The sequence below is a fragment of the Actinomadura sp. 9N215 genome, from assembly GCF_044326345.1.
Lineage (GTDB): Bacteria > Actinomycetota > Actinomycetes > Streptosporangiales > Streptosporangiaceae > Spirillospora.
The window spans coordinates 286,349-311,575 of the sequence record NZ_JBIRBA010000007.1 but is presented as its reverse complement, the minus strand read 5'-3'; the positions used below and the strand labels follow the sequence as shown (position 1 = coordinate 311,575).

The 25,227-nt window shown below is 70.5% G+C and carries 24 protein-coding genes, 1 tRNA gene and 1 pseudogene; 17 read left to right on the top strand and 9 right to left on the bottom strand.

Annotated elements, in window-relative coordinates; genetic code table 11:
• The coding region (locus tag ACH34T_RS15270) for a transposase (protein ID WP_395992756.1) at positions 1-139 on the bottom strand (139 nt) is incomplete at its 3' end.
• A 136-nt stretch (positions 140-275) separates the two neighbouring features.
• On the opposite strand from ACH34T_RS15270, the gene ACH34T_RS15265 reads away from it, so the two are divergent.
• The 3 genes from ACH34T_RS15265 (at position 276) to ACH34T_RS15255 (ending at position 2,035) form a co-directional block, all read left to right on the top strand.
• Positions 276-518, top strand: a complete 243-nt coding sequence (locus ACH34T_RS15265) for a hypothetical protein (RefSeq protein ID WP_395992746.1) — start codon at positions 276-278, stop codon at positions 516-518.
• A 462-nt stretch (positions 519-980) separates the two neighbouring features.
• On the top strand, positions 981-1,517 hold the full coding sequence (locus ACH34T_RS15260; RefSeq protein WP_395992745.1) for a hypothetical protein: 537 nt from the start codon (positions 981-983) through the stop codon (positions 1,515-1,517).
• A 335-nt stretch (positions 1,518-1,852) separates the two neighbouring features.
• On the top strand, positions 1,853-2,035 hold the full coding sequence (locus ACH34T_RS15255) for a hypothetical protein (protein WP_395992744.1): 183 nt from the start codon (positions 1,853-1,855) through the stop codon (positions 2,033-2,035).
• A 327-nt stretch (positions 2,036-2,362) separates the two neighbouring features.
• On the opposite strand, the gene ACH34T_RS15250 is transcribed toward ACH34T_RS15255, so the two are convergent.
• Together ACH34T_RS15250 and ACH34T_RS15245 are read right to left on the bottom strand one after the other, a co-directional pair.
• Positions 2,363-3,640 carry an ABC transporter permease gene (locus ACH34T_RS15250; RefSeq protein ID WP_395992743.1) on the bottom strand — a complete coding sequence of 426 codons (1,278 nt, stop codon included), beginning with the start codon at positions 3,638-3,640 and terminating at the stop codon, positions 2,363-2,365.
• Positions 3,633-4,196 carry an ABC transporter ATP-binding protein gene (locus ACH34T_RS15245; RefSeq protein ID WP_395992742.1) on the bottom strand — a complete coding sequence of 188 codons (564 nt, stop codon included), beginning with the start codon at positions 4,194-4,196 and terminating at the stop codon, positions 3,633-3,635. Before ACH34T_RS15245 ends, ACH34T_RS15250 begins: the two co-directional genes overlap by 8 nt.
• Here ACH34T_RS15245 and ACH34T_RS15240 point away from each other — a divergent pair.
• The 3 genes and pseudogenes from ACH34T_RS15240 to ACH34T_RS15230 all read left to right on the top strand — a co-directional run.
• Positions 4,195-4,410: pseudogene (locus ACH34T_RS15240) on the top strand (site-specific integrase); the annotation flags it as partial. The gene ACH34T_RS15245 and the pseudogene ACH34T_RS15240 overlap by 2 nt on opposite strands.
• A 48-nt stretch (positions 4,411-4,458) precedes the next feature.
• The gene (locus ACH34T_RS15235; RefSeq protein WP_395992757.1) at positions 4,459-4,971 is read left to right on the top strand and encodes a hypothetical protein; all 513 of its coding nucleotides are present in this window, start codon (positions 4,459-4,461) and stop codon (positions 4,969-4,971) included.
• A 733-nt stretch (positions 4,972-5,704) separates the two neighbouring features.
• Complete coding sequence (locus ACH34T_RS15230) at positions 5,705-6,085, top strand: hypothetical protein (protein ID WP_395992741.1); 381 nt, start codon at positions 5,705-5,707, stop codon at positions 6,083-6,085.
• Positions 6,086-6,138: 53 nt separating this feature from the next.
• On the opposite strand, the gene ACH34T_RS15225 is transcribed toward ACH34T_RS15230, so the two are convergent.
• Positions 6,139-6,486, bottom strand: coding sequence for a hypothetical protein (locus tag ACH34T_RS15225; RefSeq protein WP_395992740.1), 348 nt, complete (start codon positions 6,484-6,486; stop codon positions 6,139-6,141).
• Positions 6,487-7,176: 690 nt separating this feature from the next.
• Positions 7,177-8,142: a hypothetical protein gene (locus tag ACH34T_RS15220; protein WP_395992739.1), complete on the bottom strand. Its 966-nt coding sequence runs from the start codon at positions 8,140-8,142 to the stop codon at positions 7,177-7,179.
• A 180-nt stretch (positions 8,143-8,322) separates the two neighbouring features.
• Between ACH34T_RS15220 and ACH34T_RS15215 the strand changes: the two genes are divergently transcribed.
• Positions 8,323-8,589: a hypothetical protein gene (locus ACH34T_RS15215; RefSeq protein ID WP_395992738.1), complete on the top strand. Its 267-nt coding sequence runs from the start codon at positions 8,323-8,325 to the stop codon at positions 8,587-8,589.
• Between the two features lie 91 nt (positions 8,590-8,680).
• Here ACH34T_RS15215 and ACH34T_RS15210 read toward each other — a convergent pair whose 3' ends face one another.
• On the bottom strand, positions 8,681-9,247 hold the full coding sequence (locus ACH34T_RS15210; protein ID WP_395992737.1) for a 2Fe-2S iron-sulfur cluster-binding protein: 567 nt from the start codon (positions 9,245-9,247) through the stop codon (positions 8,681-8,683).
• A gap of 503 nt (positions 9,248-9,750) precedes the next feature.
• Here ACH34T_RS15210 and ACH34T_RS15205 point away from each other — a divergent pair.
• From ACH34T_RS15205 to ACH34T_RS15195, 3 genes are all read left to right on the top strand, one after another.
• Entirely contained in the window at positions 9,751-9,873 is a 123-nt protein-coding gene (locus ACH34T_RS15205) for a hypothetical protein (RefSeq protein ID WP_395992736.1), read from the top strand.
• A 218-nt stretch (positions 9,874-10,091) separates the two neighbouring features.
• Positions 10,092-10,337: a hypothetical protein gene (locus ACH34T_RS15200; RefSeq protein WP_395992735.1), complete on the top strand. Its 246-nt coding sequence runs from the start codon at positions 10,092-10,094 to the stop codon at positions 10,335-10,337.
• Positions 10,338-11,441, top strand: a complete 1,104-nt coding sequence (locus ACH34T_RS15195) for a tyrosine-type recombinase/integrase (protein ID WP_395992734.1) — start codon at positions 10,338-10,340, stop codon at positions 11,439-11,441. It begins immediately after the preceding gene.
• 237 nt (positions 11,442-11,678) lie between these two features.
• On the opposite strand, the gene ACH34T_RS15190 is transcribed toward ACH34T_RS15195, so the two are convergent.
• Positions 11,679-11,754 (bottom strand) — tRNA-Lys (locus ACH34T_RS15190).
• 43 nt (positions 11,755-11,797) lie between these two features.
• A complete protein-coding gene (locus ACH34T_RS15185; RefSeq protein WP_395992733.1) occupies positions 11,798-13,081 on the bottom strand; it encodes a cytochrome P450 in 1,284 nt (427 codons plus the stop codon).
• 25 nt (positions 13,082-13,106) lie between these two features.
• Between ACH34T_RS15185 and ACH34T_RS15180 the strand changes: the two genes are divergently transcribed.
• Both ACH34T_RS15180 and ACH34T_RS15175 read left to right on the top strand, forming a co-directional pair.
• On the top strand, positions 13,107-13,505 hold the full coding sequence (locus ACH34T_RS15180; RefSeq protein WP_395992732.1) for a PaaI family thioesterase: 399 nt from the start codon (positions 13,107-13,109) through the stop codon (positions 13,503-13,505).
• 1 nt (position 13,506) lies between these two features.
• Entirely contained in the window at positions 13,507-14,199 is a 693-nt protein-coding gene (locus ACH34T_RS15175; RefSeq protein WP_395992731.1) for a dienelactone hydrolase family protein, read from the top strand.
• On the opposite strand, the gene ACH34T_RS15170 is transcribed toward ACH34T_RS15175, so the two are convergent.
• Positions 14,156-17,065, bottom strand: coding sequence for an ATP-binding protein (locus ACH34T_RS15170; RefSeq protein WP_395992730.1), 2,910 nt, complete (start codon positions 17,063-17,065; stop codon positions 14,156-14,158). The two genes, ACH34T_RS15175 and ACH34T_RS15170, sit on opposite strands and share 44 nt — an antisense overlap.
• A 101-nt stretch (positions 17,066-17,166) precedes the next feature.
• Here ACH34T_RS15170 and ACH34T_RS15165 point away from each other — a divergent pair, with 101 nt between their 5' ends.
• The 5 genes from ACH34T_RS15165 (at position 17,167) to ACH34T_RS15145 (ending at position 25,140) form a co-directional block, all read left to right on the top strand.
• The gene (locus ACH34T_RS15165; protein WP_395992729.1) at positions 17,167-18,240 is read left to right on the top strand and encodes an alkene reductase; all 1,074 of its coding nucleotides are present in this window, start codon (positions 17,167-17,169) and stop codon (positions 18,238-18,240) included.
• An 87-nt stretch (positions 18,241-18,327) separates the two neighbouring features.
• Positions 18,328-19,101, top strand: coding sequence for an SDR family NAD(P)-dependent oxidoreductase (locus ACH34T_RS15160; protein WP_395992728.1), 774 nt, complete (start codon positions 18,328-18,330; stop codon positions 19,099-19,101).
• Positions 19,102-19,109: 8 nt separating this feature from the next.
• A complete protein-coding gene (locus ACH34T_RS15155; RefSeq protein WP_395992727.1) occupies positions 19,110-19,874 on the top strand; it encodes a crotonase/enoyl-CoA hydratase family protein in 765 nt (254 codons plus the stop codon).
• A gap of 313 nt (positions 19,875-20,187) precedes the next feature.
• Positions 20,188-23,049 (top strand): AAA family ATPase, encoded by a 2,862-nt coding sequence (locus tag ACH34T_RS15150; RefSeq protein ID WP_395992726.1) that lies wholly within the window; start codon positions 20,188-20,190, stop codon positions 23,047-23,049.
• A gap of 273 nt (positions 23,050-23,322) precedes the next feature.
• Positions 23,323-25,140: a M4 family metallopeptidase gene (locus ACH34T_RS15145; RefSeq protein ID WP_395992725.1), complete on the top strand. Its 1,818-nt coding sequence runs from the start codon at positions 23,323-23,325 to the stop codon at positions 25,138-25,140.
• Positions 25,141-25,227: the final 87 nt, after the last annotated feature.

Genomic DNA, 25,227 nt, shown 5'->3' with positions numbered 1-25,227 from the left:
GCAACCGCCACAGAATGCCGTTGACCACCTGCCGGTGATCACGCCACCGACGACCGGGCCCGGCATCCCGCGGCAGCAACGGCTCGATCTGCGCCCAGGCAGCATCGGTCAGCTCGCCTCGCCTCACTACAGCGATCATCCAACCGGACCAGCCCCAAACCCGGGATGACCTTTATCAGACAGGCCCTAGCCCAGGGCTAGTTGCGGGCAAATGCAGCAGCAGGTGGCGGGCGGAGCGGGCCAGCCGGGCCAGGACGTTGACGAGGTAGGCGAGGATGGTGGCGGTGGTGGCTTTGGCGTGGAAGGCCGAGACCAGCGCGCCCGGCGGCGCGCAGCAGGTTGAACGAGATCGCCCACAGCACCAGCCAGGTGGCGTTGGCGTTGAAGTGCCCGGAGGGCAGGTGTGCCAGGGGCCCGGCCCTGCCGTCGGCGATGACCTGCTCGATCACAGCGTGGTGGCGGTGCTGGCCCTCGGCCTGCAGAGCGCGACCTGGACGCCCTCACGGCCGAAGCCGTAGGCTGTTACCGGTGTCCGCGACGTCGCCAGCCTCGGCTCGCCCCCGGAGGACAACCACCGTCCCCCGGTGCTCAGCGCTAGCTCGTCAGCCTTCCCGTTCGCTACAGGTAGTGTGCGGGATGTGCGTGCGCGTCAGCCGTCTGCGACCCCGATGGGGGAACGCACCCACTTTCCACGTCCTGATCCTCCCGCTCCCGCTGGGCGGCCGTCGCTAAAGTCGTTGTTGCCCTCTCGCCTGCATTGCTGGACCACCGTCCGGAGAGGCACCACGACCCTACCCAGCGGTCACAGGTGACCTCCGAGATCAGATCGATTGATAATTCTCAATGATCCTCGGTCCTGACTGCGCTGGTGCGCTTCCTGAGAAGTTGTGACTTCAGGAGAGATACCCTGCGGACGGCGGCCGTCGGAACGCCCAGCGCAGCACCCCGGTCAGCAGGGCCGGACACGATCAGGTGACTTGATGGTGAAAAAGTTCCTGTTCGAGGGGCCGTTGGACGAGGACGATTCACAGATGGCTTGGGAATGGGTCGCGCCTGTCGTCACCGGCCTCACCGGCGCCATTGGAGTGGGCTTCACCTGGCTCGCCGGCGCCCAGAGTCGCGTCCACGCCGAACGCATGGTCGAGCAGAGCCACCTGGCCGAGGAACGGGCACGCCTGTTCGAAGATCGCAGGGACGCCTACTTCGCCCTCCTGCGCTGGATCGACCTGGTGAACAAGCGGGCCGACCATGAGGCGCGGGGCGAGCAGGACAAGGTTCAACAGTTCGACGAGCAGTGGCCCTGGGCCAAGCGCATCGACTGGACGATAGACGTGCTGATCGGGGTCCAGGCATTCGGAAGCGAACGCGTGTCACAACTCTGCGAGGACTGGAACATCGCCTTCGGCACCGGACTCCACGACACCGCCGCCGAACTCCGCGAACAGCTCCGGGCAGTAGTCCGAGACGAGCTCCAGGGCATCGAATCGCAACGTGAGTCCGGCCGGAACCGACGCTAGCCCCGTCTTTGATCCGGACATCAACGAGCCCCTTCAGCACCATGCCGAGACACTGACGCCCGCTCGCATCCGGCCGAATACGACACGGTCGAATACGACAGGTGCCGGTCGTCATCCCGCTCCGCCCTGGGTGTCAGCCCGGTTCCCGACCACGTCGACTCGCAACAGCTCGCCAACCGGCTCGCCGAACTCCTCAACACACCGCCAGACCTCGCCGGGGCGACTTGGACGACCTCACGTGACGAGGTCCCTAACGCCCCCCGCTCAGCGACATCCTCGCCTGGACGGCAGAACCGCGTCTGCCACGCGGCTGGCCCTGGCGCTACGCCCTCATCATGGCCTGGCAGCCCGACCATCCAGAGACCGACTGGACCCCCGCCTCCGACGCCCTTCTTGCCGACCTCGCCTACCCGCTCCACCATGCCTGGCCCTGCCCCTCCGCGCCACCCAGGACCGGCCCCACCGACACCAACGGCGTCATGGTCGGCAACCAAAACGGCGCCTGGGCGTCGATGTAGTGCTGCCGGAACCGCTTCGGACGGCGAGCGGCCTGGTCCCGGGACATTGCGACTGCCCTCCCGCCCACCCGCAACTCTTCGTCGTACTCGCCACCCGATCCAGGGCGTGGGCGAGGCCGCGAAGGGCACGGGCGAGCTCGGGCCGGTGGGCGGGACTGCCGACGACCAGATCCTGGGACAGCAGCCGCAACACCAGCCACTGCCGGGCGTCCGCCGTACCGCATGGTGGTCGTTCCCCGTACAGCCCGTCGATGAGCCGGCTTGCCTGCCGTCGACGAATCCATCGCGGTATGGGCCACCCCGCCAACAGCGCGAGCAGGTCCAGTCTCAGGTCGCCAACGCGGCTACCGGTTCCATTCGCGCCGCCTTGGCGGCCGGATACACGCCAGCCGCCAGGCCAACGGCCAGACCCAGGGGCGGGCCCACCGAAATGATCCATGGCGGGACCGCGGCGACCCAGCCCTTGAGCAGTGCAACGGCGATGCTGATATCCAGGCCGACGATCGTACCCGCCAATCCGCCAAGAAGACCGAGAATTCCGCTCTCCATTAAGAACTGCGAGAGAATCGACCGGCGAGATGCGCCGACCGCCCGGCGCAATCCGATTTCGTGCCGTCGGTCCAGAGCCGATATCAGTGTGGTGTTTCCGATGCCGATGGTCCCGATCAACAGTGAAACCGCAGCCATCATGATGAACAGAGCGCGCGTGTCGGCCTCAACACCGGCGCGTAGGCTCCTGGGGTCTGGAGGTACCTGTGCGACGAGCAGTTCCGGCTCCTCCGGGCTTAAAGCGACCTTGGACTCGATGCCGACTTTCTGGGCCGCACCGAGGCGCGTCTGAATAACTACCCGTGGATCTCCGAACGACATGCGGGCGGTGGGATCCCTCGATACCCACTCGGGCACGATGGCCGCGAGCGGAGCCTGGGATTCAAAATTTGGACTGGTCATCACACCGATGAGCAGATAGGGGCGCCCGGCAATAAACACATTGGTGCGGCCGTCGACGACATCCGGGTCCTTTACATTGAAGCCCAGGTTGCGTGCGGCGATATCGCCGAGCACCACAACGCGGTGATGTTGCTCCTCGTGCGCCGAGTCGAACAGCCGTCCTCGGAGAATATCGACACGCAGTGCCTTCAATGCGCGCGGGTCGGCCGCGAGCACCGGAGTTTCCACGGCCGCCGATGACACACGTTCGTCCATGCGGCTGGCCGGTGGCAGCGGATCCTGTGTGATCGCCGTCACCCCGGCCGCGACGAATCCGTTCAACGTGGAGGCCCGCTGGAGTGCCTCGCTCGCGATGACGGGTGTCCGCAACCCGGTGGCCGGGTCCACCGGCGCCTTGTCCACGTCCGGGAACCCTCCCACCGAGACGGTGGTGGCCTTGAGCGCGTCGAACCTCGACGACACCTGCGTCGCGGCCGACTGAGTGAGTCCCACGGTGGCGACCAGAGTCAGGATTCCGAAGGCGACACCGGCCAGGGTGAGGGAACTCCGAACGGCATGTCCGCGGATGGCCTCGAACGCCTCGGCGACGACATCCCTTCCAAGACCGTGTCGCGGAGGGCGGCTAACTCCCGACCGACGATACCGCTCAAGCATCCTGACTCTGCAGACCGAACGCATTCGACCTGTCTAGTTCCGTCAATTTTCCGTCCCGTACCTGCAGCAGGCGGTCGGCTTTCTTAGCGATATCCACGTCGTGCGGGACCAGGAAAATGGCCAGTCCCGTGCAGGTAAGTTCTCTGAGCATTCTCACGAGTGTGTTGGAGGTGGCCGTATCCAAGTTCCCGCTCGGCTCATCGCACAGTAGTAAAGTGGGTGAGTAGCAGGTCGCGCGGGCGATCGCCACTCTCTGCTTCTCTCCTCCTGACAATGTTCTGGGCATCGCGTGCACTCGATGAGCCAAACCCACTTTGGTCAGGGCCTCGGTGGCCGCCCGACGTCGAGATCGACGCGGTGCCGGCTTATAGATCAAAGGCAAAATGACATTGGAAAGTGCGGTCTTGTGCGCGACGAGATGAAAAGCCTGAAAGACGAAACCAATTTGCTCTGATCGTAGGCGAGTGCGTCTAGCTCCTGGTAGGGCCGTTCTGATTTGGGCGTGCGGCAGAAAGCTCGCCACTGTGCGGTTCGGGCTGGTGTACGAAGCGTGCATGGCGATTACCAAGAGTGCTGGTGGTATCTACCGGCGATGCGGGTGCGTGGATCCGCGGACGGGGAAGGCGTGGGGGGACCACTGCCCGGAGTTGGCGGCTGGCCGACGGCACGGGAGTTGGTATCTGCGGTTGGAGTTGCCGGTCGGTTCTGATGGTCGGCGTCGGCGGATTCGCCGTGGCGGCTTCACCACACGCAAGGCGGCCGCGGAGGCGCTGGCCCAGGTCCGGGCGCCGTCCGGGTCGGGTGGTGGGCTGGTCACGGTGAGCGAGTGGCTGCACCACTGGCTCGCCACCCGAACGGGTGCAGCGTCCACCGTCAGCGGATACGCGAGCCACGTGCGTCTCTACCTGGCCCCCTACCTGGGCATGGTGGTGCTGGCCGAGCTGTCGGTCGCGCATCTGCAGGCGGTGTTCGCGGGCATCGCTCGGGAGCACCAAGCCCGGGCGATGCCGTTGACAGCGGCCACGCTGAACCGGATCCGGGCGACATTGCGCACCGCGCTGAACGCCGCCATTCGCCGAGGGCTGATCGGCGACAATCCCGCGTCCCGGGTCGAGTTGCCGACGGCCCGGCGCCCGCGTGCGGTCGTGTGGACCGCGGAACGCGTGCAGCACTGGCAGCGGACGGGGAGCGTCCGCCGGTTGCGGTGTGGACGGCGGCGCAGACCGCCGAGTTCCTCGACACATCAAAGACCATCGCCTGTACGCCGCCTACCATCTCATCGCGCTGCGCGGGCTGCGGCGCGGAGAAGCGGCAGGACTGCGCTGGTGTGATGTGGACCTGGACCAGGGCGTCGCGGTGATCTCGCAATGGTGAGAGGGTGTTGTACGCGCCGGCCGTTGGCTTAGCGAAGCCGTTCTGACTAGGGCCGGCCTGCGTGAAGTCCGGCTTGGCGACCTCGTTGTGCGGGGGGCCGACGGGCACGGGCTGATCCAAGCCGCCATGCACGGGCCCGGCGACCCTGTCGGCCGCTGGCGAAGACCTGGCGACCAGCATCAGCGCGGCGGCCAGCAGTACACCCAGCAACAGGAACAGCGGGAGCGAAAGACGGACGAGAGATTTCCGCATGAGTACCCATCTCGGAATCGGACCAACTTACTCGACACCCGGTATTCGTCACCCAACGCCGAGCGGATGGGATAGTTCACGGTCAACTTGAGCAGGCCGTCAGCCGCCGCTGGCCCGAAGCGCCACCATCTCACGCCGGCGCGCCCCCTGGTGCACTCCCGCCACGCCACGGTCCGGCACCACGGACTGTAATAGGTGGCATCCGAACGCTTCTGCAGCCCGACCCACCACGTCCGGCCGCACACCGGGCACCGAGCCGACACGCGCCGCGCCCGAACCTTCCGGCCGGTCGGGCCCCGGGCCCACGCCCCAGCGTCGCCAGCTCATCCACCGCGGCGGCGTACACCTCAGCCGCCAGCAACGCCAACCCGCATTTCGCGCACGCCCGCACGTCCTGATCAGCTCCCCAGACCCCCACCTCAGCCAGTCGTTACAGGAGTGACCACGATGATCCCGCCTGGCACGGTCGACTTCTACGCAGCGGCGAGCGCTGCCATTCCGGTTCTACTGCTGACTACGGTCTTCCAGGTGCGCGCCATGGAGACCTACGACGTCCGGGCAAGGATTAGATTCCTTCCGGCCTCTTACGTGTCAAAGCAGGTCTACGTCGCGGCACTGACCGTGGTTGTGTTATCGGCCATGCTGGCGGAGTTGACCGCATTCTGGGCTCTGCTATACGGCCCCGCCCCTGGGGCCGCGGTGATCGTCTCCGGCGCGCTGATCGTCAACCTTGCCGAGCTCACCGGTCGGATTCTGGCTCACATCTTCATGGTCGCCGGCCTGCTCCGACCCGCCGGGGATGATTCGTCCGCAGACTGAGAAGCTCCCCATGGGGAAGTCGTCAGGAACAGCGGAGCACCCTCCTGGGGCAGCTACCGGTCGTTCTGGACCCGACTGTCGCCCTCGTGAGTGGCCGCTGCGGCCTGGTCGATAACCGCGAGCTCATGCGGCTCCGTCTCGCATGAACGCACCGTCCCCGCGCGGGGAGCGGGCCCGTCATCGATCAGCGTGATCGACACCCCGGCAGCCCTCATCCTGGTCCCTAGCACCGCAACCTGATCGTCCGGCATCTCGGTCACGTTCGTCATGAGCTTGACCTCGGACGGAGCGATACCGTCCTGCGCGGCCCCCTCCACCAGCATCCGGACCATCTGGTCCACCTCGATCTCAAAGGGCAGCCCTTCAGGGCGCACCACATACCCGGAACCCGGAATCTGCATAGCTACGCAGCGTAATCACGCTCACGCGTGAGCGCAGACGCTTAAAGTTCTCCGGGCCAAGATCAGAGGTTCGGGAACGGGCACTTAAGAAGTCGTCTACCAGGGCGTTCGCGGATCAGAGGATCGCTCAGTAAAGGATCGGCGGCGGCCCTTGCGTGCGCCAGAGCTGCGGGACGGCGGAAGCCTCGCGTCAGGCAGGTGGGGGCCTTTTCGGGCGGCGGCTCAGGAGCGCGGCGAGGTTGTCGATCGCGGGCCGGGTCCTCGGCCGGCGGCGGACGATGGGCGCCGGGACCATTCAGGGGCTGCCGGATGCGGTGTGGGAGCGGGCGAGCGGCAGCGCGGTTTCGGGCAGCCGGGACGGGGCTGCGACATGTGGTCCTGGGCGCGCGTCGGGCCCCAGTGGTGGGCCGGCATGTTGACGGCGTGAACGCCGAGCACGATCTGTGTCGGTGCCAGACCTTGGTGCGGCTGATTCACGGTCTCGTCGGCCTGACCGATGTCACTGGACCTGCCACTGTGCGCGCTCATCCTTGTCGTCAGCGCAGGTTGCCCGGCGGGCGCTTGCCGATCAGATGAAGGAGATCCGCAGCGGTGCCGGACTGGCCGCCAGGGCCCTCGCCGCCGAAGCGAGATGGGATCGGGCACAGGCCCTTTTCGCTGAAGCTGTCCCCTGGAACCGGTGGGGTGTGGTCAGTGGTTGCAGTAGCCGCATTGGCACGGGGGCTCGTACATTTCTCGTCGGCGGCGTTCGTCGGCGTAGCGGGCGAGGAGATGCTCTGGCAGGTGGTCCTGTATCTGCCACCATCCCAAGGTGAAGCAGTGCTCGCCCTCGGCGTAGACCAGGAATGGGCCGTCCTCGCGTAGTGGCTCGTACCTGTACCAGCGGTCTTTGCGGGCGAGCACTCTGTTTGCGGCGGGCTCGGCGGAGACGCCTTCCAGCAAGTCGTAGACATGGTGGACGTCCGCTGCGGTGATGTCGCGTACGGGAGTGAGCACAAGCGGCCAATGCGCGGGGTCGTCGCAGCCGTCAACGCCCTCGGGCACCGTGGCGGATTCCCCGTTGAGCGCGTGCACGGCCCACTCGTTGATCTCGGTTGCGCGGCGGACCTCGGCCATGGGCAAACCGGCGCGGGCCGCGTGCACGGCCAGCGTCTCTGTCTCGGTGAGACCACCGCGGTCGCGCTCGGCCGACCTGGCGGCTTCGCCGGCCCTGTGCAGCCAGTACGCCGGGTCGCAGGTGTCCGGTACCGGATCGCCGAGGTGGTCGGCGCAGCGGCTTCCGGGGCTGGCGGGCGCCTTGTTGGTGCACGAGGCGTGCCCGCACAGCTCGATGATCCGCTGGGTACCCAGCTCGGGGTCGAAGAGGGTGCATGCCCGGAACACTCGCCTGGGCTTGCCGCCCGTCGCGGTGAAGAACCTTATGCGCTCATCGCGTTTGGCGCGCTCGACCTGGAACGTCCTCACCTCCCAAGCGGAGAGGACATGCCCGGCCATGACGATCGCCAGGGCCGGGAACGGCCGGAAAGGCACGGCGGTGGAATCGTCGAGAGTCGGGATCTCGGTGAACGGACGACGGGTGTCGGCATCGTCGAGGTGACGGAGCGCAAGCGACAGGAGTTCTGCGGCATTGACGTGCGTGCTGTCGGCTTCGGTCATGCACTCTCCGTTCAGACGTATGGCAGCTTGGCCGCAAGCAGGCAAGACCGGAGAATACTCAGTGGACCTCTGGTGAAGGAGCTTTGGGGTGTGAATAGTGTCAGCTGGTACAGACCGCCTAGTGAAATTCTGGGGTGCCCGGCGCCGATCCCGCAGGTTGTCATCAGGACGGAGCATGCGATGGTCGCGTTGCAGCACGTCGTCGCGTTTCCGGAGGGGTGCAGCCTCGGCGTGCGCTTGGCCGTCCGGCGGGGTTCGCTGGACGAGTCGGTGTGGCAGAACCTGCTTGCGGGCCATGCCGGCGGTGATCCCCGCCTTGCACCGGGTGGTGACGACCTGAAATTCACGGTCCGTTGGCCGGATGGTTCCGAGGCCACGAACCTTGACCGCGGCTTTGCGAGGCTGGGTGCGTCCTGTCGCCCCGCCCGAACCTCCGGTGCTCGTTGAGATCGGGAGCGAATCCAGCAGTAATGAAAGGTTCTTTGAGGGTGACCGGTGGCTTTGGCTGTGGCCGCTCCCGCCGCCCAGCGTGTTCGAGTTAATCGTGGAGTGGCAGAGCGTGGGGCTTGTTGCCACAGGCGCAACGTTTGACGGACGTGTTATCGCTCGTGCGGCGGAGCAGGCGCAACCGTATTGGCCTTGACGACGGTTCCCCTCTGGGCCGTGATGCCTTGGCAGCGGCGACGGTTCGCGTCTTCGGCCTCAGGTGTCGTAGTTGATGGTCAGGTGGGGGGTGGGGGTTGATTGGCAGGTGAGGATGTAGCCGGCATCTAGTTCGGCGGGGGTCCAGGGCGTAGTTGCGGCGCATTTCTACGTTGCCTTTTACGAGTTTGGCTCGGCAGGTGCCGCAGACGCCGCCCTTGCAGGCGAAGGGGAGGTCGGGGCGGACGCGTTGGGCCGCCTCCAGGACGGTCGCGTCCTGAGGTTGGGAGAAGGTTGTGGAGCGTCCGTCCAGGATTACCGTGACCTCGCTGGCGAGGCCGGTGGGGGCTGGTTTCTTTCGGTTGGGCTCGGGTGGGATCTCGTCTACGTAGAACAGCTCTTGATGGATGCGGGTGTGTGGGACCTCGAATGCTTGGAGGACGCTGCGGGCGTCTTTGACCATGCCGAAGGGGCCGCATAGCCACCGATAGTCGATGTCGGTGAGGGGAGTAGGCGGGGGTAGTTGACACTTGACCCGGCGTAAGAGGCGTTCATTAATGGGCGCTGTCAATTGCGTCGTTCGGTTGCGCCACGACACTCGGTGTAATCGAAGAAGGGAACGGGGAAAGTGAAAAACGAAGCCTGGGGCTTGGGGTCTCCTGGTGAATGGCTGTGGGGTCCGTGCCGACGCGGTGGGCGTCGGGTCTACCCCGGCCGAGCCGATCAGGTGGGTGTGGCGCGGGTGTTCGCGGCCACGCTGTTCGAGGGGACCGGGCGCGAGGAGGACGTGGCGGTGGTGGTGGCGGAGCTGGCCACCAACGCGGTCCGGCACTCGCGGTCGGGTAAGGAGCGGGGCTGGTTCGGACTGGAGGTGACGCTGGCCGATATCGCCTACATCGCGGTGACCGACCTGGGTGGGGCTGTGTGCCATCGATCCGGTCGGAGATGCCGGGGTGTGAGCCCCGGGTGGGCGGCTATGGCCTGCTCACGGTGTCCAAGCTGGCCTTGAAGATGGGGGTGCACGGCAGCGCAGCGAACGGCTTCACCGTGTGGGCCGACATGAACATTGAGGTGCCCCGGCTTCCGTGATGGGAGGCGAACCAGGAGGCGCTCCTGTCGCCCTAGCCCGAGGCTGTGCTGTCGTGCTCGGTAGGCCAGTCTGTCGCCGTCCGTGATGGTCGATGCATCCACTGCAGACCCACCCTGCCCTTATGAGAAGAGCGAGGAGTGCCGGTGGTGTTTACCGGCGATGCGGCTGCGAGGATCCCGACAGTGGCAGGGCGATAGGCCGCAGGTGCCCGCGGTTGGTGGCCGAGCGCAGCCACGGCAGCTGGTACCTCCGCCTCGAACTGGGAACCGGAACGGACGGTCATCGGCGCCGTGTCCGCCGGGGCGGTTTCCCGACCCGCAAGGCCGCGCTGGAGGCGTTGGTGCGGTTGCGCGGCCCGGCTGGGAGTCCGCTCACGGTGGCCGAGTGGCTGCAGTGGTGGCTGGACAACCACCAGGGCGCGCCGTCCACGGTGGCCGGTTACGCCGATCATGTCCGGCGGTAGGTGAGCCCGTTGCTGGGGCATCTGCTGCTGGCGGAGGTGGCGGTGGCGCATGTGGAGGAGATGTTTCAGGTCATCTCCCGCGAGCATCAGGCCTCGGGCCGGCGGTTGTCGGCCGCGACGTTGGATCGGATCCGCGCGACGCTGCGGGCGGCGTTGAACGCGGCGTTGCGGGCGGGGCTGGTGGAGGAGAACCCGGCGTCGCTGGTGGCGTTGCCTCCGACCCGGCGCCCTCGGGCGGTGGTGTGGATCGCCGCGCGTGTCCAGCACTGGCGCAAGACCGGGGAGCGGCCGGCCGTGGCCGTCTGGACCGCCGCTCAGACAGCCCAATTCCTGGACGCGATCGCCCCGCATCGCCTGTATGCGGCCTACCATCTGATCGCGTTGCGGGGACTGCGGCGCGGTGAGGCGGCAGGCCTGCGCTGGTGCGATGTCGACCTGGACGAGGGCACCGCGGCCATCTGCCGGCAGCTCCAACGACGCGACGGGCGGCTGATGGTGTGCCCGCCCAAGACCGCGCACAGCACCCGCGTGATCGCGCTGGACCGCACCACGATCGCGGCGCTGCGCACGCACCGCTCCCGGCAGCAGGCCGAAGCGGCCCCCTATGGCGAGGGCTATCGCGACAGCGGGTATGTCTTCACCAACCTCAACGGTGACCCGGTCGCCCCGGGCCGGCTCACCCACGTGTTCCAGAAGCTGATCGCCGAGCACGATGTGCCGCCGATCCGGCTGCACGACCTGCGCCACGGCGCCGCCACTCTGGCGCTGGCGGCGGGGGTGCAGCTGAAGGTGGTACAGGAGATGCTGGGGCATTCCAGCATCGTGCTGACCGCCGACACCTACACGTCCGTCCTACCCGAAGTCGCGCACCGCGCAGCCGAGCAGACCGCAACGCACCTGCTGCGCGCCGCGGGCATGGTGCCCGGCACCACCCGACGCCGCGGCCGTGCCCTGGCCCGGCGCCCGCGTCCTACCTGGGGCCACACCCGGACCGGTCTGGTGCGGCGCCGGGCGACCAGTAGGCGTCCCGTATCGGCAGGGCCCCGCCCACGGGCTCGGCCGCCTGGACGCCTCCGCTCGGATGCTGCGGTATCGGCTGCGTGATCGAGAGCCTGCGCTCCTCGCCCTACCCGACGACCTGCGAAAGGACTAACCGCCCACCGATGACGCGCCACCTCGAGTAGGTCGGCGCGGGAATACACCCTTGCCTTCACCAATCGCACGGGATAGATGCGGGCGTTGGCTCGGCTTGTGCGTCCTCTCGGCCCCAGGGTGGCCTCAGCCCGGCCCCAGGCTTGATCGTCCACATGCCCACCAAAGCGCGTTTGCCCTGGTCAGGGGTGGTGGGTTGCGTGGGACTCGAACCCACAACCTACGGATTAAAAGTCCGGAGCTCTGCCAATTGAGCTAGCAACCCGTCCAGTAAGGGTACCGAGATCGTTGGGGGGTTTGCGACGGGGTTACGGGGTGGGGGTCAGACGGACGGGGAGGTGCTTCAGGCCGTTCTGGAAGTTGGAGGCCAGGCGGACGGGGGGTCCGGTGCGGGTGACGCGGTGGGGGAGGAGTTCGCGGAAGACGGCGCGCATCTGGGTGCGGGCGAGGTGGGCGCCCAGGCAGAAGTGGGGGCCGAAGCCGAAGCTGACGTGGTCGTTGGGGGTTCGGGTGATGTCGAAGCGGTCGGGGTCGGGGAAGACGGTCTCGTCGCGGTTGGCTGAGGCGTGGTAGACGACGACCTTGTCGCCGGGGCGGATTTCCTGGTCGCCCAAGGGGGTGGTCTGTGTGGCGGTGCGGCGGAAGTCCATGACGGGGGGCCAGTAGCGGAGCATCTCCTCGATGGCCGAGGGGAGGAGGGACGGGTCGGCGCGGAGGCGGGCCAGTTCGGACGGGTGGTCGAGGAGGGTGAGGAGGCCGCCGGGGATGCCGTTGCGGAGGGTCTCGTTTCCGGCGACGGCGAAGAGGAAGAACATGTTCTCGAACTCTTGGGTGGTGAGGCCGCCGTCCAGCATGCGGGACATGATGTCGCCGGACGGGCGCAGCCGTTTCTCGGCGGCGAGGGCGTGGGCGTAGGCGAACATGTCGGCCAGGGCGGCGTGGGAGCGCGGGTTGATGGGGCGGCCGTCGGGGTGGGTCGGTGTGGTGGGGCGGTGTTGCATGGCTTCGCGGGCCATGGGGGTCATTGAGGCGGGGTCGGAGGAGGCTCCGGCGTATTCGTCGTCCTGGTAGCCGATGACGCGGGACGCCCAGTCGTAGAGGAGGCGGCGGTCGGAGTCGGGGACGCCCATGATGTGGGCGAGCGTCCAGACGGGGAGGTCGGCGGCCAGTTCGACGAAGTCTGTTTCCTCGTTGAGGGCGGAGGCGATGAGGGTCCGGGCTCTGGTGCTGATGGTCTCTTCCAGGGCGCGGACGGCGCGGGGCGTGAAGGCGGCGGCGACGATGCGGCGGAGGCGGGAATGGCCGGGCGGGTCCTGGTTGAGCATCATCGCGCGGACGAACGCGAGGTCCTCGGGCGTGTCGGGGTCGCGGATCTGGGTGGCGCCGAGGTTCGAGGAGAAGAGGTCAGGGGAGCGCAGGACGTGTTTGACGTCGGCGTGCCGGAAGACCGCCCAGTAGCCGGGGCCGGCGGGCCAGGGTCCGACGGCGGGTTCGGGGACCCGGACGACGGGAGAGTGCGCGCGCAGCTTCCTGAACGTGTCGTAGGGGACCCCGGACGCGTAGGTGGCGGGCAGGAAGATCTCCTCGTGCATGCCCTCAGCGTGCATCATGTCGGGTGTGACGGTGAAGCCCGAAGAGATTCTGCGCGACAACTTCGCGCCCTGGGTTCTGGAGCTGGGGCTGGTGCCCGAGGAGGTGGGGGAGGACGGCGCGGTGCTGCGGCTGCCGTGGTCGGAGAGGCTGGCCAGGGAGGGCGGCGCGCTGTCGGGGCAGGCGCTGATGGCGGCGGCGGACACGGCGGTGGTGATCGCGGTGTCGGCGGCGAAGGGCGCGTTCGTGCCGATGACGACGGTGCAGCTCAGCACGTCGTTCCAGCGTCCCGTGGTGGGACGGGACGTGCTGGTGCACGCCAGGCTCTCGAAGCTCGGCCGGACGCTGGCGTTCGCGGAGATCGGCATGACGGCCGATTCCAAGATCGTCGCGCAGGCGAGCGCGGTTTACGCGATCATCGGGTGACATGACGCGAATCGAGAGGGTCGCCGTCCCGGTCGGCGAGTTCGACCTGCATGTGTGGGGGGACGAGGGGCCGGGGGTGCTGCTCGTCCAGGAGGTCTTCGGGGTCGGCGAGTACATGGAGGCGGTCGCCGAGGATCTGGTGTCGCTCGGGTACGTCGTGGCCGCGCCGGACATGTTCTGGCGGATCGAGCCGGGCTGGGCGGTCGTCCACAACGAGGAGGCGCTCCCGAAGGGGATGTCGATGGTCTCCCGGTTCGACTGGGAGAAAGGCGTGGACGACGCGGCGGCGGCGCTGGCGGTCCTGAAAGGGCTGCCGGGTGTGGACAAGGCCGGTGTGCTGGGGTTCTGTTTCGGCGGGACGCTCGCGTACCTGCTGGCCGCCAGGGCCGAGGTCGATTTCCTGGTGTCGTTTTATGGATCGGGCGTGCCGGGCGCGCTGGACCAGATCGATGCCATTCGGGCGCCGTCGCAGTTCCATTTCGGCGGAAGTGACCCGTACATTCCCCGGGAGGACGTCGCCGCAGTGGAACGTGCCGTCGAGGGGCGGGACGGCATGGAGATCCACGTCCAGGAGGACGGCGGGCACGCGTTCCACAACCGGAAGGCGCCGATGTTCTACCAGCCGGAGCCCGCGGAGCGGGCGTGGCGGCTCACCGAGGAATTCCTCGCCCGGACGCTGCCGCGACGTCCCTGACCGTAGGTTCCAGGGCGAGGCGTGACAGTTCCTTGCGGGACGAGATGCCGAGCTTGGGATACGCCTTGTAGAGGTGGTATTCGACTGTCCGCGGGCTGAGGAAGAGCTGTGCGGCTATCTCGCGGCTGCTCGTCCCCGAGGCCGCGAGCCGGACGACTTGCAGCTCCTGCGGGGTGAGACGGTCGAGAAGGTCGGGGGCGGTGGGCGCGGAAGACCCCGACTCCCCGGTGGCGCGGAGTTCGGCGCGCGCGCGTTCCAGCCAGGGTGTGGCGTGGAGGCGGTCGAAGATTTCCATCGCTGAGCGGAGAGGGACGCGCGCGTCTGAGCGGCGTCGTGCGCGTCGCAGCCATTCGCCGTAGAGAAGCTCTGTGCGGGCTCGCTCGAACGGCCGCGTCGACTGGTCGTGTAGCCGGGTTGCTCGTTCGTAGGGTTCTTCGCTGTCCAGGAGTAGGGCTTCGCAGTGCAGCGCGACTGCGAGAGCCCACGGCTGCTTACCTGCCTCGGCCCAGGCGCGGAACCGTTCAAAGGCCGCGCGGGCCAGCTCGGGCTGCCCGGACCGCACCGCCGCCTCGACCTGGTCGGCCGCGGACAGCAGGCTGCCCGTGCTGTACCGGCGGGGGCCGTGGGCGATCTCGTCCAGGCGGCGCAGCGCGTCGTCGTAGCGGCCGAGCCCGAGGTCCAGGAGGGCGAGCGCGCTGTCGGCGAGGCCGCCGTGCGGCGCCGGGGCGTTGGCGATCAGCTCGCGGAGGCGGGCCTCGTCGCCCTCGATCGCCGCGATCCGGGACAGGACGGCGCCGAGGCGTCCCTCCCGGTGGGGGCGCCCGGTGTCGCGGGCCAGGACGATCGCCTCGGCGACGGTGGCCTCCGCGTCCGCGTGCAGCCCGGCCGCGATCTGCGCCTGGGCCAGCGTCTGCAGGACGTTCGGCAGCGCCCCGATCAGGCCGTGCCGGCGGTAGTGCGCGACCTCGGCGGCGGCCAGCTCCAGCGCCGCCTCGTCCGCGCCGATGATCAGCGCCAGCTGCGCGCCCCGCTCGCGATCACCCGCGTCGTGGCCGCCGCCGTTCTCGGCGCTCCGCCTGGGCCCGGGCAGCGCGCCACGACCCGCTCCGCTCGCGCCGCCTGGGCCGTTCGCGCCGCCCGTCCCGCGTGTTCCGCCCGGGCCGTTCGCGCCGCCTGTTCCGCGTGTTTCGTCGACCAGGTCGGCCAGGAGCGGGACGCCTCGCGCAGGGTCGCCGCCGGCCAGGAAGGCGAGGCCCTGGACCGTCCTGTCGCCGGGGAGGGCCTCCGCGGCGCGCAGCACGGCGGGCAGTTCGCCGGACGTCCACCCGTACACCGCGCCGGTCCGCAGCATCGCGGCGCGCGCGCCGGGGGCCGCGTCGGCGGCGTGGTCGACCAGCATGCGCGAGGCGGCGCGCGGGTCGCCGCGCTCGTACTCGACCGCCGCGTGGACGCCGCCGAGCCGCGCCCGCTCGGCGGGGCCGCGGGTGAGCTTCTCCGCCTGGACGGCGAGGTCCTCGGCCTCGTCGAGCCGTCCGGCCTGGAGGGTCAGGGACGCGGCGGCGCCGAGCCGCGCGCCGCGGACGTCCGGGTCGGGCGTCAGGTCGGCCGCCTGCCGGTAGAGCGCCGCCGCCGTCGCGTAGCCCATGCGGTCGCGGGCCCGTTCGGCCGCGTCCCGGAGGTCGGCCGCGACGTCCTCGTCCGGCCCGAGGGCGGCGGACGCGCGGTGCCGCGCGCGGCAGTCCTCGTCGTCGGCCGTCTCGGCGAGCGCCTTGTGGACGGCGATGCGCCGCGCCACGACGGCGCCGTGGTACGCCGCCGCCCGGATCAGCGGGTGCCGGAACACGATGTTGCGCCCGGTGATCTCCACCAGCCGGGCGCGTTCGGCCTCCTCCAGGTCGGCGAGCCCCACCCCGAGGGCGCGGCCGGCGCTCAGCTGGCTCGGCATGTGCCCGCGCCCCTCCGCCGCCGCGATCAGCAGCATCAGCCGCGTGGCGTCGGGCAGCCGGCCGATCTGGTCGCGGAACGAGGCGAGCACCCGGTCGGCGACGGGCAGCGGGTTGGGGCCGTCCGGACGGCAGGTCCCGGTCCCGGACGCGCCCAGCTCCTGCAGGGCGAGGGGGTTGCCCGCCGCCTCCTGGACGACCCGGGCGCGGATGGCCGGCGCCAGGTCCCGGGCCGCGAGGAGCCGTTCGGCGTCGCCGCGCGCCAGGCGTTCGAGGCGCAGCTCGGGCAGGCCCGTGCCGGTGAACGCGTCGTCCCGCGCGGCGAACAGCATCACGATGCCCTCGGCCGCCAGCCGCCGCGCCGCGAACAGCAGCGCCTCGGCGGTCGCGGTGTCGAGCCATTGCGCGTCGTCGACGAGGCACAGCAGCGGGCCGTCGGCGGCCAGCTCGGCGAGGTCGGCGAGCAGGGTGAGGACGGCGAGGCCGGTCGTGAACGGGTCCCGGCCGGACGCCGCGGCGCGGCCGTCGTCCAGCGGTTCGAGGGCGGAGCGCAGCGCGGTGGCCTGCGCGGGCGGGAGGTCGTCCAGCCGGTCCCGGACGGGCCACAGCAGCTGGGTGAGGCCCGCGAACGCGATGCCGGACTCCGCCTCGACCCCCGTCACCCGCAGAACGCGCGCCCGCCCGCCCGCCACCGAAAGCCCCTCGCCCGCCACCGGAAGCCCCTCGCCCGCCACCGACAGCCCCTCGCCCGCCGCCGGATGCGGCGCGGCCGTTGTGGCGAGGCGGGTCGCCTCGGTGAGGAGGGCCGACTTGCCGATGCCCGCCTCGCCGCGCAGGACGAGCGCGCCGCTGCGCCGGTGGTCGCGCGCCTCCGCGAGCAGCGTGGTGATCCGTGCCTGTTCGTCGTTCCGCCCGTAGAGCACGGCTCCAAACTACGGGGCGAACTACCGAATCCCTACGGATTCGCCCCGTAGTCGACGGCTCCTACGTTCGTGACCAGCGATAACGCATCTAGGAGGACGTCATGCGAGAACTGTTCGAACCGCTGTCGGCGGGCCGGCTTGAGCTGTCCAACCGCCTGGTGATGGCGCCGATGACCCGCAGCAGGGCCGTCGAGGACGGCAAGGTGACGGAGCTGACCGTCGAGTACTACCGCCAGCGCGCCACCGCCGGGTTGATCATCACCGAGGGCACGCAGCCCAGCGTCCGCGGCCAGGGGTACATCTGGACGCCGGGACTGCACTCCGATGACCAGGTGAAGGCGTGGCGGCCGGTGACCGACGCGGTGCACGCCGCGGGCGGACGGATCTTCGCGCAGCTGATGCACGCCGGACGTGTCGGCCATCCCGTCCTGTACGCGGACGGCGGGCAGCCGCTCGGGCCGTCCTCCATCGCGTCGGGCGAGCGGCTCTTCACCCCGGACGGGATGCTCGACCACCCCGTGCCCCGCGAGATGACCCTGGACGACATCGCGCAGGCCGTCGACGAGTTCGCCGCCTCGGCGCGCAACGCGATCGACGCCGGGTTCGACGGCGTCGAGCTGCATGGCGCGAACGGCTACCTGATCCAGCAGTTCCTCGCCGACGGCAGCAACGCCCGCACCGACGCGTACGGCGGGACGCCCGGGAACCGCGTCAGGTTCGCCGCCGAGGTCGCCCGGGCGGTCGGCGACGCGATCGGGCCCGAGCGCGTGGGCTTCCGCGTGTCGCCCGGCGGCACGGCGAACGGCGTCAGCGAGAGCGACACTCCCGAGCTGTACTCGGCGCTGGTCGCGTCCCTCGCCCCGCTCGGGCTCGCCTACCTGCACGTCATGGAACTCGGCGGCCGGGACACGACGCGGCGCATCCGCGCCGAATGGCCGGGCACGCTGATCCTGAACCCGCATCCGACCCCCGAGTCCTTCCCGGCGAAGCCCGAGTACGGCGCCGAGGCCCTGCGGGACGGTGTCGCGGACGCCGTCTCGTTCGCCGAGATGTGGCTCGCCAACCCGGACCTGCCCGCCCGCATCCGCGCCGGCGGCCCCTACAACGAGGCGGACCACGCGACGTTCTACGGCGGCGACCACCGCGGCTACACCGACTATCCGACGCTCGACTGACCGGGTGGGGGTGTGCGCGGGAGACACGACGACGTCTGGGTACCATCATCCCGAACCACATTCGGTCCCCGACGTAAGGTGCTGCATATGGACCTGAACGGAGTTTCCGCCGTCGTATCGGGCGGCGCGAGCGGGCTCGGCGAGGCCACCGTCCGCGCGCTGGCCGCCGGAGGCGCCAAGGTGGTCGTCGCCGACCTGAACGAGGACAAGGGCAAGGCGATCGCCGAGGAGGTCGGCGGCGTCTTCGTCAAGACGGACGTGTCGGACGAGGACCAGGTGCAGGCCGCCGTGCAGGCCGCCGTCGACACCGGCGCTCCGCTGCGCGTCATCGTCAACAGCGCGGGCATCGGCTGGGCGTCCCGGACGGTGAGCCGCGACGGCAGCCCGCACGACCTCGCCTCGTACGAGACCGTCATCCGGGTCAACCTGATCGGCACCTTCAACCTGATGCGGATCGGCGCCGCCGCCATCGCCAAGACCGAGCCCGCCGACGCGGACGGCGCCCGCGGCGTGGTGATCAACACGGCGTCCGTTGCGGGGATCGAGGGGCAGACCGGGCAGATCGCGTACTCGGCGTCCAAGGGCGGCATCATCGGGATGACGCTGCCCGCCGCCCGCGACCTCGCCGCGATCGGCGTCCGGGTCAACACGATCTGCCCCGGCATCATCGACACCCCCATCTACGGGCAGGGCGAGGCGGCGGAGGAGTTCAAGGCCAGGCTCGCCGCGCCCGTCCCGTTCCCGAAGCGGATGGGCCGGGCGTCGGAGTTCGCGCACCTCGTCACGGCCCTGATCGAGAACGACTACATGAACGGCGAGACCATCCGCTTCGACGGCGGCATCCGCTTCCAGCCCAAGTGAGGCCCTGAATGTCCGACGCTGTTCGCACTGAAGAAGACGGTGGCGTTCTCGTCATCACCATCAACCGGCCCGAGGCGCGCAACGCGCTGAACGGCGCGGCCGGACGCGGGATCGCCGCCGCCGTGGACGAGCTCGACTCCCGCAAGGACCTGTCCGTCGGCATCCTGACCGGCGCGGGCGGCACGTTCTGCTCCGGCATGGACCTCAAGGCGTTCCTCGCGGGCGAGACCCCGACCGTCGAGGGACGCGGGATGGCCGGCATCACCGAGCGTCCGCCGGAGAAGCCGCTGATCGCCGCCATCGAGGGCTACGCGCTGGCGGGCGGCTGCGAGCTGGCGCTGTCCTGCGACCTGATCGTCGCGGCGCGGGACGCGCAGTTCGGGCTGCCCGAGCCGAAGCGCGGCCTGGTCGCGGCGGCCGGCGGGCTGCTGCGGCTGCCGCGGCGCATCCCGTTCCACATCGCCATGGAGATCGCCCTGACCGGCGACAGGTACCCGGCGGAGCGGATGGCGGAGGTCGGCCTCGTCAACCGGATCACCGAGCCGGGCGGCGCGCTGGCCGCCGCGAAGGAACTGGCCGGGCGGATCGCCGAGAACGCGCCGCTGGCGCTCAAGGCGACGAAGAAGGTGGTCAACGACTCCGGGGACTGGACGTCCGAGGAGATGTGGCGGAAGCAGCAGGAGATCACCCTGCCCGTCTACGTGTCCAAGGACGCGCAGGAGGGCCCGGCGGCCTTCGCCGAGAAGCGCAAGCCGAACTGGACGGGCGAGTAGCGCCCCGCCCCCGCCCCGCGCCGCGCCATGACGCCCGGAACCCACCGGTTCCGGGCGTCATCGCGTCCTCCGGCCGCGCGCGTGGAGGTCGTCTGGCCGCGTGTGCGAGGTCGTCCGGGTGCGCGCCGGACTGGACCTGCTGTTTCGCGAAACCGCGTGGTTCGGGGGTGGGCCACTGTGTGGAACGTGGCCGTTGTGGGTGTCCCTCCCGGTGGTTATTGTCGGTGCGGCGTCCGAATCCTCCGGAAGGGAGCGAGCCATGGACGTCGGTGCCGCGCCGTCGGCAGGTCGGAAGGGAGCACCCCCTTCGCTGGTGGGGCGCTCGGCACTGCTCGCCTCGATGGAGGCCCGGCTCACCGCGAACGGCAGCGTCGTCCTGACGGGGCCGAGCGGCATCGGCAAGACGGCGCTGCTCGAAGCCGTCGGCGCCGCGGCGGCCGCGCGCGGTGAACTCGTCCTGCGGGTCGCCGGGACGGAGACGGAGCGGTGGGTGCCCTGCTCGGGGCTCGCCGAGCTGCTCGACCAGCTGCCCGACACATTGACCGCCGAGCTCCCGCGGGAGCGGCTGACCGGCCTGCCCGCGCCCCACCCGACGACGGCGACGCCCGCGACGCCTGCGACAGCCGCGACGGCGGCGGACGGTGAACCGGCCCTCGGCCGGTCGTTCGCGGACCGTTCCAGCATGGACCACGTCGCCTGCCGGCTGGCCTTCCGCGGGCTGCTCGCCCGGTGCGTGGGGGAACGTCCGGTGCTGCTGCTCGTCGACGACGCCCAATGGGTCGACACGGAGTCGGTCCATGCCGTCCGGTACACGGTGCGGCGCCTGGCGTCCCGCGGTGTGCGCGCCGTCGTCGCCGGACGCTGGCAGGACGGCTTCGCCCCCGGCGACGGAGGCAGCACGCCCTGGACGCCCGCGCCCGACGCCCTGCACCTCCCCGTCCCGCCCCTCGGGCCGGACGAGCTGGCCGAGATGTTCGACAGCTACGGGCTTCCCGTCCGGGTCGTGAACACGCTGCACTCCGACTCGGGCGGCAACCCGTATCTCGCGCTGGCGCTCGGCGGCGCGTTCAGCGACCGCATCCCGCGGCACTGGCGGCCCGCGCCGCTGCCGCAGCGCGTCCAGGCGGTGATCGCCGAGCGGCTGGCGCGGCTGCCGACGCGGGCGCACGAGACGCTGCTGATGGCCGCGCTGGCGATCCGGCCGACCGCCGACCTGCTGTGCCGCGCCGGACGCGGGGAGGCCGCGCGGGACATCAGGCACGCCGCCGTCCTGGGGCTGCTGATCACCGAGGGCGGCGGCATCCGGTTCACGCCGCCCGCGGTCGGCACCGTCCTCGCCGAGTCCGCGGACGCGCGGCATCTGGCGCGGGTGCACCGGGCGCTGGCCGCCGTGGTCCCGGACGCGGCCGGACGCGCCCGCCACCGCGCCCTCGCCGACCCGGGCCCGAACGCCGAGCTCGCGCATTCGCTGGTCACGGCGGCGGAGCAGGCCGTCCGCCAGGGCTCGCACCGGATGGCCGCCGAGCTGTACCGGCTGGCCGCCGACCGGTCACCGGCGGAGCCTGCGGCGGAGCGGCTGGAGTGGCTGGTCGCGGCGGCGGAGACGGGCGCGAACGGCGGGCTGCCCGACCTGGTGCACCGGGCGGCGGAGGCCGTCCTCGCGGCCGACGCGACCCGCGCCCAGCGGGTGCGGGTCAGGCTGGCCCTGCTCGACCTGTCGGGCCAGGGCCTCGCGGAGATGGGCGAGGTGTTCGCCGCCGCGCTGGTGGACGCCGACGGCGACCCTGCGCTGCTCGGCCCGCTGCGCGTGCGGATGGCGATGGGCGCCCTGCTGAACGGCGTGCCCGACCTCGCCGAGCAGGAGGCGGACGGCGCGCTCGCGCACGCGCGGGAGGCGGGCGACACGGCATTGGAGGCCAAGGCCCTGGCCCTGCGCGCGAACATCGCGCTGATCGAAGGACGGGACGACTACGCCGGCGACCTGGAAGCCGCCCTGCGCCTGCCCGAGCCGCCGCTGGACGGCCAGATGCACATGGCGCCCCGCTACATCGCCGCCTACTGCGCCCTCTCCGAGGACCGGCTGACCGAGGCCCGCGCGGAACTGCTGCGGATGCTGGCCCTGGTGGAGCGCGGCTCCGGCGAGGAGGTCGTGCACGTGCTGCGCCACCTGTCCGAGGTGGCCGCCCGGACGGGCCGGTGCCGGGAGGCACTCGACTTCGCCGACCGCGCCATGCGCATCACCGAGCAGGCCGCGCTGAGCCCGGGCCCGGCCTGGTACCAGGGCGCGCTGGCGGAGCTGGCGGGCGGCAGCATCCGCCGTGCCGTGGCGCTCGCGGAGCGGGGGCTGCGGGCGTCCGAGCAGGAGAACGACGTCATCTTCCAGAGCCGGCTGCTGCACGTGCTGGGCGTCGCGCGGATGCGCTCCGGGGACGTCCGCGCCGGGGTCGAGACGCTGTGGCGCATCGACGCGCTCGGCTCCACCCCGGACGAGCAGCGGCGCGGGCTGCGCTCTCCGATGGTGCTGCGCTGGCACGGCGATCTCGCCCAGGGCCTGGTGTCGCTCGGCGAGGTCGAGCGTGCGGAGGAGGTGGTTCGCGCGTCCCGCGCCGCGGTCGGCGACCGGGCCAGGGGCACCGGCGTCACCGGCCGCCTCGACCGGGCGGAGGCGTGCGTCCTCGCCGCGCGCGGCGAACCGGACGACGCCGTCGCGCTCCTGCGGCAGGCGGCGGCCCTCTTCGACCGGCTCGGCCAGCCTCTCGAAGCGGGGCAGTGCCTGCTCGAACAGGCCCGGATCGAGCGCCGCCGCAGGCGCGCCGGGGCCGCCAGGAAGGCGGCGGCCGACGCCTTGGAGATCTTCTCGCGGTGCGGCGCGCGGCCGTGGGCCGAGCAGGCGCGGCACCGTCTCGCGCGCCTGGACATGGGCCTCCAGGACGGTCCCGCCCCGTTCGGCGGGGTGGCGCAGGCGGCGCTGACGGAGGGCGAGCGGCGGATCGCGGTGCTCGTCGGCCAGGGCGCCACCAACCAGCAGGTGGCGAACCGGCTGTTCCTCAGCGTGAAGACCGTCGAGGCGTCCCTCACCCGCATCTACCGGAAGCTGGGCATCCGCTCCCGGTCGCAGCTCGGCTCGCTCCTCGGCGGCGGCCTCGACGGCCCCGGCGCGACCCTGTCCAGGTAGGCCCCGGCGCGACCCTGAACCGCTCCACCCTGCCCCGAATGGGGACCCTCGTCTACCCCTAGGGCATGTAGGGATTCCCCTTGCGCTGGAACCGATGTCCCTACGGATGCGTCCCGCGGCGAACTTTGCGGTGACATGCACACAAATGCATGCGATCGTTCCCGAGTCAACCATTCTCCGGCACTCCGGAGCTCCGCGGGCGCGGCCGCGCCCGCTGGAGCAGCCCCCCTTCGGCCGCTCCCCCCGCAACGGCCGGCAGACAAGGAGCACCGCGTGAGATCCACCACCCCCAGGCGCGCCCGTCGGCGCGTCACCACGAGTACCGCGCTGGTCAGCGTCGCGGCGATCGCGGTACTCGGCATGCAGGCGGTCCCCGCCACCGCCCAGTCCCCCGCCAAGCCCCCCGCCAAGGGCGACCCCGGACAGCTCCCCGCGAAGGTGAGCGCAAAGCAGTACAAGGCGCTCGTCGGCAAGGCCAAGGCGCAGCAGGACGCGACCGCGTCCCAGCTGAAGCTGGGCGGCGACGTCGAGCTGACGGTGAAGAGCGTCCTGAAGAACCAGGACGGCACGACGCACACCCGCTACACGCAGACGTACGGCGGGCTGTCCGTCATCGGCGGCGACATCGTCGTCCACCGTGCCCCGTCCGGCGCCATCACGCGCGTCACCCAGTCGGCGTCCAAGCCGTTGAAGGTGAACACCGCGCCCGCGACGCTGGCGTCCACCAAGCCCGCCACGCCGAAGGCGGACGGCAGCGTGGCGCCGCGCAAGGTCGTCTGGATGGGCGCGGACGGCAACGCCGTCCTGGCCTGGGAGACGGTCTACGGCGGGCTGCAGAAGGACGGCACGCCCAACCGGCTGCACGTCCTCACCGGCGCCGTCACGGGCAAGAAGATCATGGAGTGGCAGGGCGTCCACACGGGCACCGGCCGCAGCATGTACTCCGGGACCGTCCAGCTGGGCACGTCCCAGTCGGGCGGGTCCTACGTCCTACGGGACACCGGACGCGGCAACCACGAGACGACCGACCTCCGCGGCGCCCAGTCGGGCAAGGGCACCCTGTTCACCGACACTGACGACCAGTGGGGCAACGGGGCGGCGAGCGACCGCCAGACCGCCGGCGTGGACGCCGCCTACGGCGCGGGCCAGACCTGGGACTACTACAAGACCGTCTTCGGCCGGTCGGGCATCCGCGGCGACGGCGTCGGCGCGTACTCCCGGGTCCACTACGGCCAGTCGTACGTGAACGCCTTCTGGGAAGACGGCTGCTTCTGCATGACGTACGGCGACGGCCAGGGCAACAGCAACCCGCTGACCGAGCTGGACGTGGCCGGGCACGAGATGACCCACGGCGTCACGTCCAACACGGCCGGGCTGATCTACCAGGGCGAGTCCGGCGGGCTGAACGAGGCCACGTCCGACATCCTGGCCACCGCCATGGAGTTCTGGTCGAACAACCCCGAGGACGTCGGCGACTACCACATCGGCGAGAAGATCGACATCTTCGGCACCGGCGCCCCGCTGCGCTACATGGCGCGCCCGAGCCAGGACGGCAACTCGCTCGACAACTGGCGTCCCGGCGCCGGGAACGTGGACGTCCACTACTCCTCGGGCATCGCGAACCACTTCTTCTACCTGCTGTCCGAGGGCAGCGGGCAGAAGGTCATCAACGGCGTCACCTACAACTCGCCGACGTACGACAACAAGCCCGTGACGGGCATCGGCCGGGACAAGGCCGCGGCGATCTGGTACAAGGCGCTCACCGAGGAGATGCGCCCGACCACCAACTTCGCCGACGCCCGCCGCGGGACCCTCGCCGCGGCCGCCGCGCTCTACGGCGCGAACAGCGCCGAGTGGACCGCGACCGCCAACGCGTGGGCCGGGGTCAACGTCGGCACCCGCGCGCCGGACCCGAACGACCCGCCGGACCCCAACGACCCGCCCGGTGACACCACCTGGGCCGACGGCAAGACGTACAACGCCGGCGACGTCGTAACCTACGAGGGCGTGCAGTACCGCTGCCTCCAGGCGCACACGTCCATGCCGGGCTGGACGCCGCCGAACGTCCCGGCCCTGTGGGAGGCGGTCTGACAGTAGCCATATAGGGACTCCTTGCCGGGGCCGCGGCGCCCGTGCTCTCCCCCGGGCACCGCGGCGTCCCTATATCGGCCCTATCGC

Excerpts from the sequence above, each read along its gene's own strand:
- ACH34T_RS15265 (WP_395992746.1), top strand. The coding sequence starts at position 276 with ATGGTGGCGGTGGTGGCTTTGGCGTGGAAGGCCGAGACCAGCGCGCCC.
- ACH34T_RS15260 (WP_395992745.1), top strand. The coding sequence starts at position 981 with ATGGTGAAAAAGTTCCTGTTCGAGGGGCCGTTGGACGAGGACGATTCA.
- ACH34T_RS15255 (WP_395992744.1), top strand. The coding sequence starts at position 1,853 with ATGGCCTGGCAGCCCGACCATCCAGAGACCGACTGGACCCCCGCCTCC.
- ACH34T_RS15250 (WP_395992743.1), bottom strand. The coding sequence starts at position 3,640 with ATGCTTGAGCGGTATCGTCGGTCGGGAGTTAGCCGCCCTCCGCGACAC.
- ACH34T_RS15245 (WP_395992742.1), bottom strand. The coding sequence starts at position 4,196 with ATGCACGCTTCGTACACCAGCCCGAACCGCACAGTGGCGAGCTTTCTG.
- ACH34T_RS15225 (WP_395992740.1), bottom strand. The coding sequence starts at position 6,486 with ATGCAGATTCCGGGTTCCGGGTATGTGGTGCGCCCTGAAGGGCTGCCC.
- ACH34T_RS15220 (WP_395992739.1), bottom strand. The coding sequence starts at position 8,142 with ATGACCGAAGCCGACAGCACGCACGTCAATGCCGCAGAACTCCTGTCG.
- ACH34T_RS15215 (WP_395992738.1), top strand. The coding sequence starts at position 8,323 with ATGGTCGCGTTGCAGCACGTCGTCGCGTTTCCGGAGGGGTGCAGCCTC.
- ACH34T_RS15210 (WP_395992737.1), bottom strand. The coding sequence starts at position 9,247 with ATGGTCAAAGACGCCCGCAGCGTCCTCCAAGCATTCGAGGTCCCACAC.
- ACH34T_RS15185 (WP_395992733.1), bottom strand. The coding sequence starts at position 13,081 with ATGCACGAGGAGATCTTCCTGCCCGCCACCTACGCGTCCGGGGTCCCC.
- ACH34T_RS15175 (WP_395992731.1), top strand. The coding sequence starts at position 13,507 with ATGACGCGAATCGAGAGGGTCGCCGTCCCGGTCGGCGAGTTCGACCTG.
- ACH34T_RS15165 (WP_395992729.1), top strand. The coding sequence starts at position 17,167 with ATGCGAGAACTGTTCGAACCGCTGTCGGCGGGCCGGCTTGAGCTGTCC.
- ACH34T_RS15160 (WP_395992728.1), top strand. The coding sequence starts at position 18,328 with ATGGACCTGAACGGAGTTTCCGCCGTCGTATCGGGCGGCGCGAGCGGG.
- ACH34T_RS15155 (WP_395992727.1), top strand. The coding sequence starts at position 19,110 with ATGTCCGACGCTGTTCGCACTGAAGAAGACGGTGGCGTTCTCGTCATC.